Below are 17919 nucleotides of genomic sequence, written 5' to 3'. Positions count from 1 at the left end.
AAGGATGTCGTCACGGCCTGCCGGATCGGTAAGCTGCTGTCGCCCTGGGTATTCGCCATGCGTTCGCGAGGTGATCCTTGTTCAGATGGGCTTCGCAGCTTCGCGGTCGGTACTTCAGGAGGATTCGAGAATGTTCGCGTTTATCGCCCGCTACGTGGTCACTCATCCTTGGCGGGTGGTGGCCGGCTGGCTGGTCGCAGTGGTCGCCATCATCGTGCTGTCGCCGAGTTTGGAGAGTTACACCAACGGCAACCAGCAAACCTTTCTTCCAGGATCCTTCGAATCGGTTCAGGCCCAAGACATCGCGAACTCTTCCTTCCCTGGTTCGTCCGGAGCGTCGGGTTCGCTGGTGGTCACCCGAGACGACGGCGCACCACTGTCATCCGACGACCAGCAGACGGTCACGGGCCTTGCCGCGACACTGCAATCCGACGCGATAGCCGGTGTCACGGGCGTCAATGCGTCGTCGCAGTCGCTGTCCGAGGACGGCAAGGCCATGGCGCTTCAGGTCACATTCGCCGGACAGCCCGGCGATGAAGCCGTCAACGATGCTGTCCCGGAAGTGCGTTCGACCGCCGAAGCGCAACTCGAGGGAACCGGCCTGACGTCGGGTCTGACCGGTAACGCGGCCATCCTCGTCGACACCAATACCGCTTATGACGGTGCGGAGAAGATCATCACGATCGCCACCATCGGAGTGATCGTCGTGTTGCTCGGCCTGGTCTTCCGCAGCCCGATCGTCGCGATCCTCCCGGTGATCATCATCGGATTGGTCTACCGCGCGGCGCAGGGCCTGACCGCCCTGGCCGCCGACCTCTTCGACTTCGAGGTGAGCACCTCCCTGGATGCGATCCTGGTGGTGGTGCTGTTCGGTGTTGGCACCGATTATGTTGTCTTCCTACTGTTCCGCTACCGGGAAGAGTTGCGTCGCGGTGCCGAGACGATGACAGGTCTCATCACCTCGGCGTCGGTGGTCGGAAAGGTGGTCGCGTCGTCGGCATTGACGGTGATCGGCGCCTTCGCTGCCCTGTTCCTCGCGAAGTTGGGGTCGCTGACGACCTTGGCGCCGGGCTTGATCATCGGCGTGGCAGCGATGTTGCTGACCGCGCTGACGCTCGTTCCGGCCTTGTTCGCGATTCTGGGTGACCACTTGTTCTGGCCGCTGGGCCCCGGCAGGGATTCGGAACAGTCCGCTTTCGGTGCCGTCGGTTCGCTGGTTGCACGCCGACCTGCGGCGGTGGTCGCGATGGTGATCGTCGCGTTGGCGACGCTGGCCGTCTTCGCCACCGGATACAAGGCGACGTACAACACGCTCGAGGAATTGCCCTCGGACACAGCGTCACAGCAGACGTTCAACACCATGGCCGAATCGTTCCCCTCTGGCGCGCTCAGCCCCACCCAGATCCTGGTGAAGGCACCCGGACCGGTGCCGCAGGATCAGTTGTCGGCGATGATCTCGGCGGTGGGTGCCGTCGACGGAGTCGCGTCGGTCGGCCAGCCGCGCTTCAGCCAGGACGGAACCGCGGCGATGGTGAACGTCGTCCTCGGTGACGATCCCTATTCCACCGCGTCATTGGATCTGGTCGAGGGGCCGGTCCGAGATGCCGCCCACGCGGCGATCACCGACGCGCAGGTGTTTGTCGGTGGCCAGACCTCGATGCTGGTCGATGTACGGGCACAGCTGGATTCAGACACCAAACATGTGTTCCCGGTGGCGTTTGCGATCGTTGCGGTGATCCTCGGACTGCTGTTGCTCTCGGTCCCGGCACCTTTGGGTTTGCTGGTATGTGTGGGCCTGACCTTCGCGGCGACCCTCGGCGCGCTGGTCCTGGTGTTCCTGAAAGGTGCGGGCCTCGAAGGCATTGACTTCTCGACGCCGATTGTGTTGTACCTGTTCGTCGTTGCGATAGGCACCGACTACAACATCCTGATCGCGGCAAGGCTGCGCGAGGAGTTCAAGAACGGGTACTCACCGCGGGAGGCGGCGAAGATCGCGATCGCCAACGATGCTCCGACCGTGGTCGCAGCAGGCACGGTGCTGGCGTTGACGTTCGCCTCGCTGGCCCTGACCGGGTTGAACAATTTGCAAGAACTCGGCGTCGGTGTGGCCGTCGGTGTCCTGTTGGCGTCGCTCGTGATGGCCCCGGTCCTGGTGCCCGCGCTGTCGATTCTGCTCGGCAAGTACTTCTGGTGGCCGTCGAAAGCGGGTACTCCCAAACCCGGCAGCGCCGACGGAGTCGACCAGGAAAAGGAATCGACCGCAGTCTGAGCAGCGCGGTCTGTCAGTCCTTCTTCAGCGACGGCGGGCTCTGGCCGGGCCGCGGGCGGCGAGCCACACCGACACCGCCCAGGAGCGCGAGCCCGCTGATGGTGATGATCGGCGCGCCAGGGGATCCGGGTCCTTCGGCGTCGTCGTGGTCGCCGCCGAAGCCGCCCATGATTCCGATGCCGTTGATCCGGACGGTGGCATCGTGCGGGACGACGATTTCTATGCCGCCCATGATGGCGGTGGCACGGATCGTCAGTGTTGGAGAGGTGAACACTGCGTCGCGCAGGTCGATCTCGACACCACCCATGAGAGCAAAGGCGTTCAGGTGCTCACCGACCGCCGCCCGACCTTTGAGCTCGGAGCCGCTCATGACGGCGATCCGGTTGAGGGTCACCTCGACGTCGACGGGATGAGTGGTGGGCGCGGTGGTCGGCGCCGTCGGCGGCCTGAGCTGATTGGTCGGTAGATCGTCGGTGAGAGCGTCGAGTTCACCGAAGGTCTTTGCCGCGATCGCCTTGTCGGCTCGTTCCTCGTACTCAGCCGGACTCAGGTGTCCTCGGGTCATCGCCAACGAGAGGATGTCGCGCGCCAGGCGTCGGTCTGCGTCGCCGGCTCGGACGTTGCTCAGATCGATGGCAGGTTCGGAATCTCCGGTGGGTGTCAGATCGCTCACCCGCTCACCGTAGTGGATGATGTGCTGTTTTGGCGGAGCCGACCTGGACTTTCTCTCGCCAAAACAGCACATCATCGGGGGTCGGGGGCGCCGTCGAGCAAGATCTGTAGTGCAGTTCTGTGGGCGAGATAGGCACGTTTGCCGGACGTGGTGATCCGGTAAGTGGTGCTGCTGCCCCGGCCGTGGCCGGCTTTGGACGGCGTGAGGTAACCGGCCGACTCGAGGGCCGACATCTGCTTCGACAGGTCCGAGTCGGTGAGGTCCAGGTGTTCCTTGAGAAATTTGAACGACGCAGTGGTGCTGTTGGCCAGAATCGCCATGGCGGCAAGACGTTTCGGGGCATGGATCACCGGGTCGAGGCCATCGATCATGCGAGCCGCACCCGAACCGCCGCCGCTGCCCTGGCGTAGCGCCGTTCGTAGATCATCAGCCCGCAGGTGATGACCACAAAGGCGACCACCGCTGCCGGCACAAGGCCGACGAGCCACCACGCCAGGGCGATCAGTCCGGCAACAATCGGCAGGGCCAGGAAGTAGCGATTCCATTCCACCCGGATTTCGGCAGGCGGCGTGCCCTTGCCTGGCATGGGAAGGGCGCCGTGCCGTCTGCTCATCCAACCGAGGAACACGAATTCGACAACGATCAGCGTGGCAAGTGCTCCGAAGAACAGGGCCTTGTGTTCGTGCAACCAGCCGAAGACCCCGATCATCGCCGCCGCCCAGCCGCCGACTGAGGGGTAGTACCACCACGGTGTCGGTGGGTAGTCGACATAGGGCGCGGCTTCGGCGCGTTCGGCGACTCTCAGGAGTTCACGCGCGTCGTCACTTTCCATACCGGAAAGCTTAGGAATAACTTTCCACTTCTGCAAGTGGAAAGTTCCCGTCGACGGACGCGATGTTCCTGGTCCGACCCTGTATTGGGACTCGCTTTGGCTTGGGAGGGGGGTAACCGGTACCCTCTAGAGGTTGTCGATGTCAGCTCCGACTCGCACCCATTCTCCACAGGGTGCGCATCGGGTACCAGGCACCGCAGGACGAGTGCAGAAGTCCGAGCGCCAGAAATGGTAAACGGACACGCACAAACCCCAATACGTATACGAAGAAATGAAGGGCTGAATCATGGCTGTACCGAAGCGCCGGATGTCGCGGTCGAATACTCGTAGCCGCCGCTCGCAGTGGAAGGCCGACAACCCGGTCTTGCAAGAGGTCAAGGTTGGTGGCGTCGCTCATCGCGTGCCCCGTCGCCTGGTCAAAGCTGTGAAGCTGGGCCTCGTCGATCTCGATCGTCGCTGATCTAGCCCCAAGGCTCAACACTTCAGGCTGGCCGTCGAACTGACGGTCAGCCTTTTGTTGTGCCCGGACCCCGAGGCGGGAAAGGCCTGCGGTGTTGCAGGACGTACTGAACTACGCGGGCATCGCGGTATTCGCATGCTCGGGTGCGCTGGTCGGCATCCGAAAAGACTTCGACCTGTTCGGGATCTTGTCGATGGGGGCTGCCACCGGGGTCGGTGGCGGCATCGTCCGCGACCTTTTGCTCGGCATTACGCCGCCCACATCCGTGCAGCACTGGCCCAATCTGACCATCGCGTTGATCTCCGGCCTGGTCACATATTTTTTCCATCCGGCTTTCAACAAGTTGTTCAGGGCGATCCTGGTCCTCGACGCGATCGGCATGGCCGTGTTCGCGGTCACCGGCGCATCTTTTGCCCTCGACCACGACGCGAGTGCGATGGCCGCAGTCCTGATCGGTATCACCACTGCGGTCGGGGGTGGCGTCCTCCGCGACGTCCTCGCCAATGAGGTGCCGTTGCTGCTGCGCCCGACCGACCTCTACGCGGTACCGGCGATGTGCGGGGCCCTGGTGGTGGTGATCGTCATCGGGCTCGATTGGCCGGAGTGGACGGGCCTGGTCGGCGGCGCAGTCGTGGCGGCCGCGTTGCGAATGGCGAGTCTGCAGTTCAATTGGCATCTTCCGACGGCCCCGCGGCGGCAGTCCTGACCCGGTGTCGGGCTCGCGCCCGGATATGTCGCAAGGCCTACCCGAGACGATGAAACCGTGGCGCGCCGGGGGGATTACTCAGCGCTCTCTCAGCAGGTCACGTAAGACTGTTGTCATGCGCATTCTTGTTGTGGACGACGATCGCGCCGTTCGCGAATCTCTGCGCCGGTCCCTGACGTTCAACGGGTACACGGTGGTCACTGCCGGAGACGGTGTGGAAGCTCTGGAGAAAATCAGCAGCGAACGGCCCGATGCGGTGGTGCTCGATGTGATGATGCCGCGGCTGGACGGGTTGGAGGTCTGCCGTCGACTCCGCAGCACCGGCGACGATCTGCCGATCCTGGTCCTCACAGCACGCGACTCCGTGTCCGAGCGCGTGGCGGGCCTCGATGCCGGTGCCGACGACTATCTGCCCAAGCCGTTTGCCCTCGAAGAACTCCTGGCGCGACTGCGGGCGTTGATGCGTCGCGCGACAACCGAAGCCCCGCCCGACTCGGAGGCCATGACCTTCGAAGACCTCACGATGGACCCGGTCACTCGGGACGTCACCCGCAACGAGCGGCCGATCAGCCTGACGCGCACCGAGTTTGCGCTTCTGGAGATGCTGATGGCCAACCCGCGGCGTGTTCTGACCCGTAGTCGCATCCTGGAAGAGGTGTGGGGCTACGACTTTCCGACGTCGGGTAACGCGCTCGAGGTCTACGTGGGCTACCTGCGTCGTAAGACCGAAGCCGAGGGCGAGATCAGACTCATCCACACCGTGCGGGGCGTCGGTTACGTCCTGCGGGAGACCCCGCCGTAGATCGTGAGCTGTAAACCGTGAGCCTTTATCATCGGCAGTCGACCCCGACCGAGCCGATCACACCGCAACGTCCGATGAATCTCGTCCCGGCCAATGAATTGCCGAGGCAGATGCGTAAGCCGATGCCGCTGACCCGCACCATCTCTCTGCGGTGGCGCATCACCATCCTGGCCGCGACCGTGGTCGGTATCGCGGTGGCCGTCATGGCTGCTGCCGCTTTCGCGGTGGTGTACCGGGCGATGTACGCCGATGTCGATTCCCAGCTGACCAACCGGGCCAACGGGATGACCGAGTTGGCCCGCATCGGCGTCCTCGACGATTCGCCGGAGTCCCTGGTGGCAGGCACGGTGTACTCCACCGACATGTCCGTGGCGTTGGTCATGCCCGGCGGCCGGGGCTTCCAGATCGGGAGTGTGCCCTACGGCGATGCCGAGCAAGAGGTCGTCGATGGCGAATCCGAGTCGTCGTTGCGTACCTCGAACAACCAACGGGTGCTCGCGCGCAAGCTCGTGGACGGCAACACCCTGATCATCTCGCAGAGCCTCGGGGACACCGACGAGGTGCTCGGGCGGCTGGCCTGGGTGCTCGGGGTGATCGGTGCCTGCGGCATCATCCTGGCGGCGGTGGCCGGAACAACCGTCGCCAGAGCGGGTTTGCGGCCGGTGGCGCGGTTGACGCGCGCCGCCGAACGGGTGGCCAGAACCGACGATCTGACACCGATACCGGTGATCGGCAACGACGAGTTGGCAAGACTCACCGAGAGTTTCAACCTGATGCTGCGCGCATTGGCCGAATCGCGCGACCGGCAGTCCCGGTTGGTCGCCGATGCCGGCCACGAGCTGCGGACGCCGCTGACATCGCTGCGGACCAACCTCGAACTGCTGATCGCGTCGTCCGAGCCCGGTGCCCGTGCCGTTCCCGACTCGGACATGGCCGAGTTGCGCGCCGACCTGATGGCGCAGATCGAGGAGCTCTCCACATTGGTCGGCGACCTCGTCGATCTCGCCCGCGAGGACGCCCCCGAGGTGGTCCATGAGGAGATCGACCTGGCGGAGGTGATCGATCGTTGCCTGGAACGGGTGCGTCGGCGCCGCAGCGATGTGGACTTTGATGTCCATGTCAGCCCGTGGTTCGTGTTCGGGGAGAGCGCGGGCCTCTCGCGTGCGGTACTCAACGTCCTCGACAACGCGGCAAAGTGGAGTCCACCCGGATGCCCGGTGGTGGTGAAACTGGTCCAGGTCGAGCCCAACCGTGCTGAATTGACCGTCGCCGACGCCGGACCAGGCATTCCGCCGGAAGACCGGCAGCTGATCTTCGAACGCTTCTACCGGTCGACCGCGGCCCGGTCGATGCCTGGTTCGGGGCTCGGTCTGGCGATCGTCCGTCAGGTGGTGGTCCGGCACGGTGGCACTGTGGTCGCCGGGCAATCCGAGGCCGGCGGCGCCCTGCTGACCATCACCCTGCCCGGTTCACCGACCGCAGCCGAGATCGCTCCGCGCGTCGTTCAGCAGTAGACATCCCCCCGCGGCACCACGCGCAGGCGTGTCTTGCTTCATCCCCGCTCACCGTCATTCGAGGGGCCGAACTGCTCAATGCCGACCCGAACGAGTGCGAGAATTGAGGGGCAAACCAACAGCGGGGTCTCAGCGACATCTCAGGCCGACGTAGCAGGGTATGTATCAGTGCCGGATCTTGGGCGGCAACCGAGCGCAGCGGTGCGCGTGGCAGAAAGCAAGCGTGGGACATGGGCGGCAACGACGACAACGAACGCGGATCCAACACCCCTGAGGGTGGCGGATTCCCGAATCAACCAGACGCCGGTGGTCCCACCGGACCGGCGGGATGGGGGCAGGGCGGCAACGGTCCCGGCAACGATCCCTATGGCCGCACCACGTCGTTTGATCCCCGATCTGCGCAGCAGCCTTCGGGTTACGGGCCGCCTCCCGGCAATCCCTATGGCGCGCAACCAGATCCGTACTCATCGGGTGCACACCCCGGGCAACACGAGCCCAATCCCGGATATGCAGCAAGCAACCCGACCGGCCAGTTCGCCGGTCACAGTGACGCTCAATCGGTTGGCCCACAGTCCTACCCGCCGGGGTTGGCACCGGCATCTCGGCCGGCCGGACGGTCGGGTGGATTCAAGACCGGGATCGCCATCGCAGCAGTTGCGGTGGCACTGGTCGCCGGCGGTGTTGGTGGCGTTGTCGGTGCGAACATCGCCGATGACTCGTCGAGCTCTTCCAGCAGCGAAGGCGTTCTCGGCGGCGATCGAGACAACACGCAACCGGTAGCCGCTCCGGAAGGATCCGTACAGGCGGTGGCGCAGAAGGTGCTCCCGTCGGTGGTGTCCATCAAGGTGATCGGCAGCCAATCGGCAGGTTCGGGCTCCGGTGTGGTGCTCACCGCGGACGGCACGATCATGACCAATAACCATGTGGTGTCCGGTGCCGGTTCCAACCCTCAGGTGATAGTGGTCTTCAATGACCAAAGTACTGCCAGCGCAACGATTATCGGGGCCGACACCATCTCCGACATCGCGGTGATCAAGGTCGACAAGACCGGGCTCACCCCAATTCAGATCGGCACGTCGGACAACTTGGCCGTCGGCCAGGAAGTCATCGCGATCGGTGCACCGCTGGGTCTGGATGGCACGGTGACCACAGGCATCATCAGTGCCTTGAATCGGCCGGTGTCGACACAGGGCGCAGAGAGCGGTCAGGCATCGGTGATGGATGCGATCCAGACCGACGCCGCAATCAACCCGGGCAATTCCGGCGGTGCGCTGGTGAATGCGAACGGGGCACTGATCGGTATCAATACGGCCATCGCCAGCCTTTCCGAGGGCGAGACCGGTGGCAGCATCGGCCTCGGGTTCGCGATTCCCGTAGACCAGGCGATCCGGGTCGCCAACGAACTCGAGAAGACAGGCAAGGCCACCCAGGCGGGCCTGGGCGTGTCGGTGCGTTCGGGTTCGCCGTCGGCCGATGAGCCCGGTGCGTTGATCAGTGAGGTGCAGCCAGGCGGCGCGGCTGCCGATGCCGGCATCCCGAACGGGGCGCTGGTCACCAAGGTCGACGATCGGGTGATCACCTCGGGCGACGCTCTGATCGCTGCGGTTCGGTCGTACGCACCCGGCGACAAGGTCAAAATCACCTATGAGGTGAACGGGCAGAGCAAAACAGTCGACGTAACCCTTGACACCCTGAATACCGGAGGCAGATAGCATCGTGAAATTCCCTGACCTGTCAATCAGCGATTCGAAATCAACCGACACTGCGGTGGGCGGACGACTGCAATCGGTGTCGGTCATCCCGACCGATAGAGTTCCACTCGGAGGTAGTGACATCTCCGACCTGGGTATCGGCGAGGCAGATGTGGTTGCGGCAGATGCCGCGGCTGCTCGGCTTGCCGCCCAGGCAGGAGTGATCGAGGCGGAAGGAATTCAGATGAGGTCGTTGAATCTGGCCGAAGAGGATCTGGGACGGGCTCTGGTGGTCATCGTCGACGATCGCGCCGCGCACGGCGAAGATCAAGCTCTGATCGGGCCGCTGGTCGGGGAATTGCTCGAAGAGGCGGGTTTTCATGTGGACGCCGTCGTGGCCGTCGAATCTGACGAGGTCGAGATTCGCAACGCGCTCAACACCGCGGTGATCGGTGGCGTCGACTTGGTGATCTCCGTCGGCGCAGTCGGTGTCGGTGGACGTGATGTGGCTCCGGAGGCGACCGCAGATCTGCTCGATCGCAAGTTGCCGGGTATTGAAGAGGCCTTGCGTAGTTCGGGTTTGGCGGCGGGCGCGATGGACGCCGGTTTGTCGCGCGGATTGGCAGGCATCTCCGGGCAGACGATCGTTGTCAATCTCGCCAACTCGCGGGCCGCCGTACGCGACGGAATGGCCACCATCACGCCGATGGCCAAACATCTCATCGCGTCGATCTCTGACTTCTGAATCAGGTTGTCGTGTCGGATAAATCGGTAGGCAAACGCAAATTGTCGCGTGCGGAGTTGGACAGAATCTTCGGCGACGAACTACCTGCGACCACCCGAGACGAGCGCCCCAACGGCGGGTGTGATGAAGATCACAGTGGTGTGGATAGGCGGTCTGACGAGTGGTTTATCGCGAATCGGCCGCCACATCACGAGTGAATAGCGTTTTAATCACAGCCCGGTCCAGCGGTTTAACGGATTGGTAACTAAATTCCATCCAGTATTGACAACTGGAAATGTACGCCAGCGTATCCCGGTGTTTAGGACACGCTCACTGCTAACTGTTGCTTGCATTCGCCCAGCGCACTAACGTTCCGCTCGATACGTCCAGTACCAGTGCGGGGGCTGGAAGTGTCCCGCGATGCGCCCCCGAGGGTGTTCGTGGAAGGACTGAAACGTACGGCTGGAATTAACTTCTGGGAAACGTTGGGCTCTCCGCCCGTTAACGCATCCCGTGGATTATTCCGACCAACCGTCAGGTCACTTCAGGCTCGCGATTTGGTTGAGTCTGGATTACACAGCAATCCTGTGAGAGGGAACGAATGAGCAAGTTCAGCATGTTCGGTCTACGCCGCGTTGTCGGCGCTGGAGCCATTACCGCGGTTGCTGCCATCGGCTTGGCCAGCATGGGCGCCGGAAACGCCGCCGCAGGCCCGCTGGCTTCGGGCAGCAAGGTCACTGAAGGCATCGATGGCACCGTGATCAAGATCGAGCGCACCGGCGAGAGCGCTTACCCGGTTCCGTCGGTGGCCAACAACGGCGCAGGCCGCGCCGCAGAGGTCAACGGCAAGGTCAAGGTCTACTCGGGCGGCTCAGCAGGAACGCTGACCACCGGCTACATCGTGGGCTGCCAGGTCGACATCACCGGATTCTCGGGCGGTCTCGGGGCTAACCTGAACGTTCTAGCGTTGTCCGGTGGTGTCTCAGGTTCGTTGTCGATCCCGCTGAATCCGGGCCAGGCTGTTTTCGTGTCGCTGGGCAGCAAGGACTTCGACGGAACTGACGCGTCGATCCAGTACAAGAACCAGAGCATCGATGTGCAGCAGTGCGGTGGATACGCCCAGGCACGCGCCTTCTCGACCGTCGTCACCAGCGGTGACTTCGTTGTGAAGTCGACCCTCTACGGCCAGCCGTTCAGCCTCAACTGATCGTCGGCAGATAATCCCGCCCAAGTCTTGAAACACTTTATCTGCCGCAAGCAGATTGATATTTCCGTAAGGGGAATTATGAAGAACACAACTTCGCGTCGTATCGCGGCGGCCGCCGGTATCGCCGGTGTCTCCGCTGTGGCGCTCGCCTCGATGGGCGTCGGCGCCGCTGCTGCCGGACCGCTTCCCGGTGGCAAAACCACCCAGACCCTCGACGACGGCACCTCGGTGACGGTCAGCCTGTTCGGCGAGAATGTCAGTTACACCCCGTCGATGGCTGCTGTCCCGACCAGTCGCAACGTATGGATGGACGGCAAGATTGCCGTCAACGTCTCCGGTGGTGCCGAAGGCGGCACCATTGAAGCTGGTTACCTTGTTGGCTGCCAGCTCCAGTTCGGTGCCTCCGCTGGGGCCAAGGGTGGCATTGGTGGAGCTTTCCCGGAGACCCCGGGTGGATCTTTCAACGTTGCACCTGACGAAGGCAAGGGCGACGCAGGTTTCACGCTTGCGCCCGGTGAAGCCAAGTCGTACCCATTCTTCGATGAGAGCAACGGCAGCGGCTTCGAATTCGAAGGTGCATCAGGTGGTCTGGTTTATAGCCAGGAGACCATCGGAATTCCCAGCTGCGCCGGATTTGCTGAGGCCAAGGCCTACGTGAAGGTGACCGTCGAGACCGAATCGACCACCGGCATCGTTACCCTGTGGGGCAAGCCGTTCAGCATCGGCTGATAGCAAGCCTGCTCGACAACTGAATATCAACGAAAGCCGGGACGCCACAAGGTGTCCCGGCTTTTGTTGTGCGCCAGATTTCATTCTCGCCCGGGGTTTGCGACAGAAACCGACTGAGTTCTCGTCGATCGATTTGTTAACGCGTGAACGCTTGTCTCGGGGTGCATTGTTGGCCGATTGACCCTCTTCCATACGATCAGGTGACGCGAGATCTATTGCGGCACTGGTACGTTCAGATTCGGAAATCGTCCGGAACAGGTTAGTTTGCGCACTCAGATTAAGAATCTGACGACGGCTGGAATTTTTGCGGCGAGAGCGCGCGCCTAGTTGAGGTCGGCCAATTCGAAGGGGCACGATGAAGTCATCGAAACGATGGATGGTGGCGGCGAAACTCGCGGGCGGTGGAATCGCGGTTGCAGGGGCGTGCGCGATAGGTAACGGTGCCGCCTCGGCGGATACCCCGGATGAGGCGCCGTCGACGGTCGCCGTCGTTGAGTCGTCCGGCTCGGCAGTTGATGCTGAGAGACTTGCTTCGATGCCGGCGAATGGACCAGAGGTGCCGGTGGTCGACACCCAACTCTCGGCCGCTCCGGCGACGACGGATACACCGGCCTCCAGTTCCGACGCGGCACCGGCCAAAGAAGTTGAAGATGAAGTCGGCGATGTCGTTGAGTTCCAACAGGAGACCTCAGTAGTTCCGGGCGCTGAATCGGGTACCGAATACGTTGGCCGGCACCGGCTTCCCGACGTTTCGACTGCCACAGCAGTCGCTGATTTCCACCTCGAAGAGCTGCAGTTCTTGGGCTCTGAGACCGCAGGTACGCCATTGATGTCCGCTGCGGTTGCCGATGAAGTGACCAGCAGCGAAGGAACGGTGATCGACCCACAGATCATCGATCTCCCCGCCTTCAATTCCAGTTATCCCATCGCTGTCAGCCCGGACGGGACCCGCATATACGTCGGAAGCATGCAGGACAGTCGGTTGTGGGTTATCGACACCACAACGAATACGGTCGTTCACATTCAGGGCGGTGGATCGGCGGTTGAGAACGGGGTGGTTGTCAGCCCCGACGGTAAGCGGGTCTACGTGACCGGAATATCGGGTGTCGAGCGCGTCGTCTACATCATTGACACGTCGACAAACTCAGTCCTACCGGACTCGATTGCCATCGATGGAGATGTTTCCGGCATTGTTTTCAGTCCCGACGGCAGCCGTGCTTATGTCGTGGGTCAGGCCACTGATCTTGACGGCAACATCGCAAATGAATTGCAATGGGTGACGGTAGTCGATACTGCATCCAATACTGTGATCGATCGCTTTGAAATCGACGGATCTACAACGGTTTTTGGAGAAGTGGCGATCAGTCCCGATGGCACCCGGCTATACGTGCCGACCCAAGGTCGTACCTACGTCGATGGTCAGCCAATCGATCTAGGGGCGGTCTCGGTCGTCGATGCATCCAGTGGTGAAGTGATCTCAACTGTGCCGGTGTACTTCGGTCCGCCGGTGGCGGGTACGGGTGCGATGAATCATCTGGTGATGAGCCCCGACGGGCGATACCTCTACACCGCGAGTGCCAACGATACGGTTGTCTCGGTGATTGATACCGACACGAATTCAGTAGTCGCGGTGCCCGTCACGTATGAGGGTGGCCAAATCAGCGACCTGGTGGTGAGTCCTGACGGCAGCCGCCTCTACGTCTTCGCATCCCTTACCGACTTCAGCACCGATCAAGTGGTCACCGTGATTGATACTGCTGACAACAGTGTGATCGGCACCTATGTCATTGCCGCGAAGGACTCGAACCTGCCGAATGGCAGCGCCGTGATAACTCCAGACGGCAAGTACATCTATGTGACGGGCCACCAGGGTAATGTGCTGGTATTTGATACAGCGTCGTTTTCAACGGCCACGCCAATTGTTGTGACCCCGCCGATTCGCACCTATCCTTCGTCTAACCAGACGATCACAGAGCTGAATGGGGTCTTCGAAGGTGAACGCTTTGAAAAACTAGTCGGCATCAACAGTGACCTTGCCGCCTTAGCCGGCGTCGGCGCTCTGTCTGCAACATTGCAGTGGATGGGGATACTCAGTGCAGTCGACCGCGGAGCCTATGTGGATGCTGCGTTCTCCACGACGAGCTTCGCTGGTGATCAACTCGCCCAGTTCGGTGCAAAACGCGGAAGTCCAGTGCTGTATCTGACCGGAGTCGCGGTCAATACGTGGTCCTACACGTTCAACGAAGCCGCGAAAGTTGACTGGGAGGGGCGTAACGAGACCTTCGCGTATATGTTCGAAAACCCCTGGGTCGTAGTTGAAGAAGTCGTCCAGGCGCGGACCGAGGTGGCGTGGCACATCGGCGCTGCCCTCCTGAGTCCTTTGACCGGAGGCGTCAAGCCTTAACCTCGAAGGTGTCGTGCGACCAGGTTTGTCCGGTCGCACGATGACCTGTTGTCCGGATTGAGGCAGAACTGACTGTGCCCCGGCCGGGGCCGGGGCACAGTCGTGATGTTGTCGATGGGTTACTGGCTGTGGCGTCCGGGGCCGTCTTCGGGGCGCTCCGGTGGCGGCCCGTAGCCGGGGGGAGGACCGGTCAGCGGATCGGGTCGGTAGCCGGGGTTCTGTGAACCGTAATCGGGTGGCCCGTACTGGGGTGGTCCCGGACGCTGTGGCGGCTGGTTCGGGTTGTAGCCGGGAGGTGGGCCTGCCGGCGGTTGGTAGCCCGGTGGGGGACCGCTCAGCGGATCATTCGCGGGCGGTGGGCCTGCCGGTGGTTGGTAGCCCGGCGGGGGGTTCTGCGAATATGACGGCGGGCGACGGGCCTGTTCGGGCTGGGCCGAGAACTGCTGGGTGCCTGCCTCTGATGCGCTGAGGCCACCGGCAGCTCCGGCCGCTCCCACCAGGGGCTGCGATGCGTGGCCCTCGTGGGCCCGCTCGATGTAGGCGTCGTCCTTGTCGGTCTGTGTGCTCTTGGCCGCAGCGATCTTGGCCTTCTCCTCCGACGCATCTTTGCCTTGCAGAATGTCGCGGATCTCGGTGAGCAATTCGGATTCGGACAAAGCGACCGCGTCGTCGCCGTCCTTGGCGGCAAACGCCTTCAATTTTTCGTACGGCATCACAATGACGAAGTACACAATTGCGGCAATGATCACGAAGTTGATGATTGCGGTTATCAATCCGCCGATATCTACAAATGTCTCGGAGTTGCCGTCGCGAATGGTGAAGCCGAGGCCCTGTGCCGCATCTGTCCCTCCGAGTGAATTGATCAGAGGTTCAATGATGTTGGTGGTGAACGCAGTCACAATGGCGGTGAATGCTGTACCGACAACAACGGCGGTGGCCAGGTCAACGACGTTTCCCCGCATGAGGAAGTCTTTAAAACCCTTTAACATGTCGTGGACCTTCCCACCTGGGAAAACGCGCATATGCTCGGGTGCATTTTTCGATCTTAACCATCTATCGACCCAGATCGTGGATGGAACATGCGGATTCAGTGAAAGACCACGGTGATCGGCGCAGCGAGCGTTGCGACGGCGACACGGTGCGCATCCCGCTCGGGCATGGCCAAAATTGTCGGTCGGGTATCTCGGCCGGATCGCGCTGTGCCGGGTGTGAATACAAGCGCCACCACGGCGTTCTTCACCAGAACGGTTGAAGTTGAAGGTGCTTCGCCATCGTTGGACTCGTCGATGCTCAGGACGTCCACCACGTCGCCCTCGCGTAGAAGGTCCACGATGGATGAGTCGGACAAGGTGACCGGGACCAGGCGGGCATCGTCGCGGCCCAACAGGGCGGCAGGCAGGCGACTGGACAGCACGCGGGTATCGGTGAATATCTCACCGGGATGAACAGGGCCGGTGACCGTTTGTTCGACCAGGTGCGAGAGGTCGGTGATCGCGCCGACGGGGATCGCGGCTGCGTCGACTCTGCGAACTTCCAGGTCGGCGGAGGTCAGATGGATTCCGGGTGCGATCTCGCGGGCGGCGACGACAACCGACTGCAGCTCTTTGTCGCGCTGGGCGCTCAGGGCCGCGACGATCGCGATCACCACCAACGCCGCGGCGCAGATCCGTCGGAGCAGAAGCGCGCGCGTCCAGCCCGGGCGAAGTGCATGCCTCAAACGGTCGAGCGCGGTGGGTTGCAGTGGGTTGCGGTCGGGCATGGCCGAACGCTAGGTCACCAGGGTGGCCAAATCCGATAAGTGCGCGCCTGCCCGACTGAACTGTGGGCAGACGCCGCCACTGTGGATAAACGCCGGTGTCAGGAGGCTGTTGCGGCCGGGGTGCTGGGGGTCGAAGAGCTGGTCGATGAGCTGCTGCTCGAGTCGCTCGACGATGAAGAAGTCGACGACGAGGTCGATTCCTTCTTGCTCGAGGAGTCGCTGGAGCTCGCTTCGCTGCTGGTCGACGTCGACCGGCTGTCGTTGCGATAGAAGCCGCTGCCCTTGAAGACGATACCGACGCTGTTGAACAGTTTGCGCAGCTTACCGGCACATTGTGGGCATTCGGTCAGCGAATCGTCGCTGAACGACTGCACGATGTCGAAGCGGTTATCGCACTGTGTACAAGCATACGAATAAGTGGGCACCGAGGACCTCCGGAAGTATTTAGCCGAGAACTTTGTGGATTCTACAGCGCAGTTGGCACTCTAGGTTAACGAGTGCCAGGGTCAGGTTGTTCCGAGGCGGCGAAAACCGCCCGACGGCGTCAGGCTCCAACCCATCGGCACGTCCAGATCGTCTGCGGGGATCTCGTCGAGAAGCTCATCGTCATATACGACGGCCACCAGGCGTTTTGTGTCGACCGACGGGATCGTTCGGTCGTAGTAGCCCGCGCCTCGACCGAGGCGGACACCGCTGCGGTCCACGGCCAACGCCGGGACCAGCACCAGGTGGGCGGTGTCGATGACCTCGCTCGGCAAGGTAGCCCCTGCCGGTTCCAACAGGCCGAAGCGACCGGTTGTCAATGAGTCGGGTCCGTCGTAGTTCGACCAGCCCAGAGGTGCCGGCGGACCGGGACTGACAACGGGGAGCACGACCCGGTGGCCGCGCTCGCGCAGAGCGTCGAGCATGGCGACGGATCCGGGCTCAGTGCCGACCGGAACGTAGGCGGCAATCGTGGTGGCTTTTTCGCCGGCCAGCTGGTCGGTGTCCTCTAGATGGGCGATCCATGTCACAAGTCGGGCGTCTGCCGCCCGTTTAACCTGCGGTGACATATTCTCGCGTGCCCGCTGTAGGTGTTTTCGCAAAGTAATCTTCGTAAAATTGATGGGTGCAGCCTCTCATCCGAAGCGTTCTGCCGATAGGTTTATCCCTGGATGCCGTTATTAAGCAAAGTAGGGTGGAAAATGATTGATGCGAAGATGAGTCCGACTGACGAGATGGAATACGAATCGGTTCCCGGAACACCCCCTATTCCGAGGACCGCAATAGTTCCTGCCGCCGGTTTGGGAACACGCTTTCTGCCCGCGACCAAAACGGTCCCGAAAGAGCTTCTGCCGGTCGTTGATACCCCGGGTATCGAGCTCGTGGCCGAAGAGGCCAAGGCTGCAGGCGCCGAACGCCTGCTGATCATCACCTCGCCCGGCAAGGACGGGGTCGTTGCCCACTTCGTCGAGGACCTCGTTCTCGAGCACACTCTGGAGTCGCGCGGCAAAGACAAGATGCTGGCGAAGGTCCGCAACGCGCCGTCGTTGCTGGAGGTCGCCTCGGTGATCCAGGAAAAGCCCCTCGGCCTCGGCCACGCGGTCGGCTGCGTCGAAGCACAACTCGACGACGATGAGGATGCAGTCGCGGTCCTGCTGCCCGACGACCTCGTGATGCCCTCCGGTGTGCTCGAAGTGATGGCGCGGACCCGCGCGCGGCGTGGCGGCACCGTGCTGTGCGCGATCGAGGTCCCCACCGACAAACTCAGCGCCTACGGCGTCTTCGATGTCGAGGAACTGCCCGACGCCATCAATCCGAATGTCATGAAGCTCAAGGGCATGGTCGAGAAGCCGAAGGCCGAAGATGCGCCATCGAACTACGCGGCTGCCGGTCGGTACATCCTCGACCGCGCCATCTTCGATGCCCTCCGTCGCATCAAGCCGGGTGCGGGCGGCGAATTGCAGCTGACCGACGCGATCGCACTGCTGATCGAAGAGGGCCACCCGGTCCACGTGGTCGTGCACCGCGGCACCCGTCACGATCTCGGTAACCCGGGCGGTTACCTGAAGGCTTCGGTTGATCTAGCCCTCGACCGCGACGACTACGGTCCCGAACTTCGGGAGTGGCTCGTTCAGCGCCTTGGTCTCTAAGGTCCGCCTGAGAATTT

At 62.4% G+C, this 17919-nt stretch carries 18 protein-coding genes and 1 pseudogene; 12 read left to right on the top strand and 7 right to left on the bottom strand.

Features of this window, described 5'->3' with window-relative positions:
- Positions 1-130 precede the first annotated feature (130 nt).
- Positions 131-2269 (top strand): MMPL family transporter, encoded by a 2139-nt coding sequence (locus AC1TPF_RS15095; RefSeq protein WP_482137658.1) that lies wholly within the window; start codon positions 131-133, stop codon positions 2267-2269.
- A gap of 13 nt (positions 2270-2282) precedes the next feature.
- Here AC1TPF_RS15095 and AC1TPF_RS15090 read toward each other — a convergent pair whose 3' ends face one another.
- The 3 genes from AC1TPF_RS15090 to AC1TPF_RS15080 form a co-directional block, all read right to left on the bottom strand.
- Entirely contained in the window at positions 2283-2942 is a 660-nt protein-coding gene (locus AC1TPF_RS15090) for a DUF1707 SHOCT-like domain-containing protein (protein WP_482137659.1), read from the bottom strand.
- A 71-nt stretch (positions 2943-3013) separates the two neighbouring features.
- Positions 3014-3313, bottom strand: coding sequence for a transcriptional regulator (locus tag AC1TPF_RS15085; protein ID WP_482137661.1), 300 nt, complete (start codon positions 3311-3313; stop codon positions 3014-3016).
- Complete coding sequence (locus AC1TPF_RS15080; RefSeq protein WP_482137663.1) at positions 3310-3774, bottom strand: hypothetical protein; 465 nt, start codon at positions 3772-3774, stop codon at positions 3310-3312. The genes AC1TPF_RS15085 and AC1TPF_RS15080 overlap by 4 nt, the downstream gene beginning before the upstream one ends.
- A 96-nt stretch (positions 3775-3870) precedes the next feature.
- Here AC1TPF_RS15080 and AC1TPF_RS15075 point away from each other — a divergent pair.
- From AC1TPF_RS15075 to AC1TPF_RS15030, 10 genes and pseudogenes are all read left to right on the top strand, one after another.
- Positions 3871-4009: pseudogene (locus AC1TPF_RS15075) on the top strand (50S ribosomal protein L31); the annotation flags it as partial.
- Between the two features lie 51 nt (positions 4010-4060).
- Complete coding sequence (gene rpmF / locus AC1TPF_RS15070) at positions 4061-4234, top strand: 50S ribosomal protein L32 (protein WP_482137664.1); 174 nt, start codon at positions 4061-4063, stop codon at positions 4232-4234.
- A gap of 91 nt (positions 4235-4325) precedes the next feature.
- Positions 4326-4940, top strand: a complete 615-nt coding sequence (locus tag AC1TPF_RS15065; protein WP_482137666.1) for a trimeric intracellular cation channel family protein — start codon at positions 4326-4328, stop codon at positions 4938-4940.
- 115 nt (positions 4941-5055) lie between these two features.
- Entirely contained in the window at positions 5056-5742 is a 687-nt protein-coding gene (locus tag AC1TPF_RS15060) for a response regulator transcription factor (protein ID WP_482137668.1), read from the top strand.
- A 74-nt stretch (positions 5743-5816) separates the two neighbouring features.
- Positions 5817-7256, top strand: coding sequence for an ATP-binding protein (locus tag AC1TPF_RS15055; protein ID WP_482138732.1), 1440 nt, complete (start codon positions 5817-5819; stop codon positions 7254-7256).
- A 230-nt stretch (positions 7257-7486) separates the two neighbouring features.
- Positions 7487-8968 carry a S1C family serine protease gene (locus AC1TPF_RS15050; RefSeq protein WP_482144569.1) on the top strand — a complete coding sequence of 494 codons (1482 nt, stop codon included), beginning with the start codon at positions 7487-7489 and terminating at the stop codon, positions 8966-8968.
- Positions 8969-9044: 76 nt separating this feature from the next.
- Positions 9045-9692, top strand: a complete 648-nt coding sequence (locus tag AC1TPF_RS15045) for a MogA/MoaB family molybdenum cofactor biosynthesis protein (RefSeq protein ID WP_482138734.1) — start codon at positions 9045-9047, stop codon at positions 9690-9692.
- 580 nt (positions 9693-10272) lie between these two features.
- Complete coding sequence (locus tag AC1TPF_RS15040; RefSeq protein WP_482137672.1) at positions 10273-10878, top strand: MspA family porin; 606 nt, start codon at positions 10273-10275, stop codon at positions 10876-10878.
- Between the two features lie 78 nt (positions 10879-10956).
- The gene (locus AC1TPF_RS15035; protein WP_482137674.1) at positions 10957-11607 is read left to right on the top strand and encodes an MspA family porin; all 651 of its coding nucleotides are present in this window, start codon (positions 10957-10959) and stop codon (positions 11605-11607) included.
- A gap of 355 nt (positions 11608-11962) precedes the next feature.
- A complete protein-coding gene (locus AC1TPF_RS15030; protein WP_482137676.1) occupies positions 11963-14011 on the top strand; it encodes a WD40 repeat domain-containing protein in 2049 nt (682 codons plus the stop codon).
- Positions 14012-14130: 119 nt separating this feature from the next.
- On the opposite strand, the gene mscL is transcribed toward AC1TPF_RS15030, so the two are convergent.
- The 4 genes from mscL to AC1TPF_RS15010 all read right to left on the bottom strand — a co-directional run bounded on the left by mscL (position 14131) and on the right by AC1TPF_RS15010 (position 16855).
- Entirely contained in the window at positions 14131-15000 is an 870-nt protein-coding gene (mscL, locus tag AC1TPF_RS15025; RefSeq protein WP_482137678.1) for a large conductance mechanosensitive channel protein MscL, read from the bottom strand.
- A gap of 98 nt (positions 15001-15098) precedes the next feature.
- Positions 15099-15770 (bottom strand): SAF domain-containing protein, encoded by a 672-nt coding sequence (locus AC1TPF_RS15020; RefSeq protein WP_482137680.1) that lies wholly within the window; start codon positions 15768-15770, stop codon positions 15099-15101.
- Between the two features lie 98 nt (positions 15771-15868).
- Positions 15869-16195: an FmdB family zinc ribbon protein gene (locus AC1TPF_RS15015; protein ID WP_482137681.1), complete on the bottom strand. Its 327-nt coding sequence runs from the start codon at positions 16193-16195 to the stop codon at positions 15869-15871.
- Between the two features lie 81 nt (positions 16196-16276).
- Entirely contained in the window at positions 16277-16855 is a 579-nt protein-coding gene (locus tag AC1TPF_RS15010; protein WP_482137683.1) for a 5-formyltetrahydrofolate cyclo-ligase, read from the bottom strand.
- Positions 16856-16954: 99 nt separating this feature from the next.
- Between AC1TPF_RS15010 and AC1TPF_RS15005 the strand changes: the two genes are divergently transcribed.
- Positions 16955-17902: a UTP--glucose-1-phosphate uridylyltransferase gene (locus AC1TPF_RS15005; RefSeq protein WP_482137685.1), complete on the top strand. Its 948-nt coding sequence runs from the start codon at positions 16955-16957 to the stop codon at positions 17900-17902.
- The last annotated feature ends 17 nt before the right edge of the window (positions 17903-17919 follow it).

It is taken from the genome of Williamsia sp. Y853 (genome assembly GCF_056786495.1).
This window is presented reverse-complemented; position numbering and strand designations above follow the sequence as displayed.

Excerpts from the sequence above, each read along its gene's own strand:
- AC1TPF_RS15060 (WP_482137668.1), top strand. The coding sequence starts at position 5,056 with ATGCGCATTCTTGTTGTGGACGACGATCGCGCCGTTCGCGAATCTCTG.
- AC1TPF_RS15020 (WP_482137680.1), bottom strand. The coding sequence starts at position 15,770 with ATGCCCGACCGCAACCCACTGCAACCCACCGCGCTCGACCGTTTGAGG.
- AC1TPF_RS15035 (WP_482137674.1), top strand. The coding sequence starts at position 10,957 with ATGAAGAACACAACTTCGCGTCGTATCGCGGCGGCCGCCGGTATCGCC.
- AC1TPF_RS15040 (WP_482137672.1), top strand. The coding sequence starts at position 10,273 with ATGAGCAAGTTCAGCATGTTCGGTCTACGCCGCGTTGTCGGCGCTGGA.
- rpmF (WP_482137664.1), top strand. The coding sequence starts at position 4,061 with ATGGCTGTACCGAAGCGCCGGATGTCGCGGTCGAATACTCGTAGCCGC.
- AC1TPF_RS15050 (WP_482144569.1), top strand. The coding sequence starts at position 7,487 with ATGGGCGGCAACGACGACAACGAACGCGGATCCAACACCCCTGAGGGT.
- AC1TPF_RS15005 (WP_482137685.1), top strand. The coding sequence starts at position 16,955 with ATGATTGATGCGAAGATGAGTCCGACTGACGAGATGGAATACGAATCG.
- AC1TPF_RS15085 (WP_482137661.1), bottom strand. The coding sequence starts at position 3,313 with ATGATCGATGGCCTCGACCCGGTGATCCATGCCCCGAAACGTCTTGCC.
- AC1TPF_RS15080 (WP_482137663.1), bottom strand. The coding sequence starts at position 3,774 with ATGGAAAGTGACGACGCGCGTGAACTCCTGAGAGTCGCCGAACGCGCC.
- AC1TPF_RS15095 (WP_482137658.1), top strand. The coding sequence starts at position 131 with ATGTTCGCGTTTATCGCCCGCTACGTGGTCACTCATCCTTGGCGGGTG.
- AC1TPF_RS15055 (WP_482138732.1), top strand. The coding sequence starts at position 5,817 with ATGAATCTCGTCCCGGCCAATGAATTGCCGAGGCAGATGCGTAAGCCG.
- mscL (WP_482137678.1), bottom strand. The coding sequence starts at position 15,000 with ATGTTAAAGGGTTTTAAAGACTTCCTCATGCGGGGAAACGTCGTTGAC.
- AC1TPF_RS15030 (WP_482137676.1), top strand. The coding sequence starts at position 11,963 with ATGAAGTCATCGAAACGATGGATGGTGGCGGCGAAACTCGCGGGCGGT.